Below are 1399 nucleotides of genomic sequence, written 5' to 3'. Positions count from 1 at the left end.
GGCCCCGGATGCAGAAATCCGCCTCGGCCAGGATGGGCAATTCGCCGGGACGGCGGATCATGGGAATACGGTGTCCGCCCAGGGCTCCGGCGAACAGGATCTCGGCGATCCCCTCGGGCAGGGGCATGATGGCGGCCAGGGTCATGGCCGGCGGGCCGCCGACAAAGATGTTCACAGGCAACGTTTCCCCGCGCGCGATGGCCTCGGCGTGGTGATACCCGATGCCGCGATGGATCTGGTAGTGCAGACCCACTTCGCGGTCCTTGTCAAAGGCGTTGCCCGAAAGCTGAATGCGATACATGCCCAGGTTGGAGCCCATGTAGCCGGGCTTGGACGGACTTTCGGTGTATACCAGGGGCAGGGTCACGTAGGCGCCGCCGTCCATGGGCCAGGACACGAGCTGGGGCAGCTCGGAGACGGTTGTCCGGCCGCGCAGGATCGGGCCGTCGGTCACGGTCCTGGGCAGGGTGTGCCATCCGCCCAGGGCCAGGCCCGGCCACAACCGCGGGCTTTTCATGACCGCCGCCGAATCGGCCTTGGCCGCGAGCATGGCTTCCACCCGGCGCAGGGTGGAGCGAAAGATGTATTTGGTCCGCTGCAGCGTGCCGAAAATATTGGCGGCCATGGGAAAACGCGTGCCCTTCACGTTGGTGAACAGCAGCGCCGGCCCCTCGGCCTGGAAGACCCGGCGCTGAATGGCGCCGGCTTCCAAGTACGGGTCAACCGGGGTATCGATGCGGACCAGTTGCCGGGTCCGCTCCAAATCGTCGAGGCAGGATTTCAATGTGCGGTGAATCATGACGTCTCCAAGGATTGGGATGGCCACGTTCTAGGCAAGGGGGCGGGGTTTGTCATCTTTTCTCGATCCCAGGCTGGACCCGGCCGATGCTCTTGGCTATGCACGGCAAAACGCAGCCTTGGAGACGCCATGTCCATACCCGATTTCCAAACCATCATGCTCCCCCTGCTCCGCTTGGCCGGAGATCGTGGCGAGCATTCCCTGGTGGAAATGCGCCAAATTCTTGCCCGGCACTTTGCATTAACGCCCGAAGAACTGGCTGCAAAATTGCCCAGCGGACGCCAAACAACCTTCATCAACCGCGTGGCCTGGGCCAAGGCTTATTTGACCATGGCCGGCCTGCTCGACTCGCCAAAACGCGGTATTCTGAGGATCACGCCCGAGGGAGAGTCCGTGCTCCAAAACCCACCAGATCGCGTGACCATCAAATTTCTCGAACAGTTCCCTTCATTTCTCCAATTTCGACAAACAGCGAACAAAACGCCACGGGCAGAGCAACCAGAACAAACAACCGCCAATGGAACGGAAACCCCCGAGGAAATGCTCGATGCGGCCTACCAGCAACTCCGGGGCGAGCTGGCGACATCTCTGACGCAGCAC

General features: G+C 62.1%; 2 protein-coding genes. One reads left to right on the top strand and one right to left on the bottom strand.

Features of this window, described 5'->3' with window-relative positions; genetic code table 11:
• On the bottom strand, positions 1 to 799 hold a 799-nt coding region (locus tag EOL86_14995; GenBank protein NCD26875.1), incomplete at its 3' end, for a UbiD family decarboxylase.
• A 129-nt stretch (positions 800 to 928) separates the two neighbouring features.
• On the opposite strand from EOL86_14995, the gene EOL86_14990 reads away from it, so the two are divergent.
• On the top strand, positions 929 to 1399 hold a 471-nt coding region (locus tag EOL86_14990), incomplete at its 3' end, for a restriction endonuclease (protein ID NCD26874.1).

The organism is Deltaproteobacteria bacterium (assembly GCA_009930495.1).
Classification (GTDB): Bacteria; Desulfobacterota; Desulfovibrionia; order Desulfovibrionales; family Desulfomicrobiaceae; genus Desulfomicrobium.
Note: the sequence above shows the minus strand (reverse complement) of the source record. Positions and strands in the feature narration are given on the sequence as shown.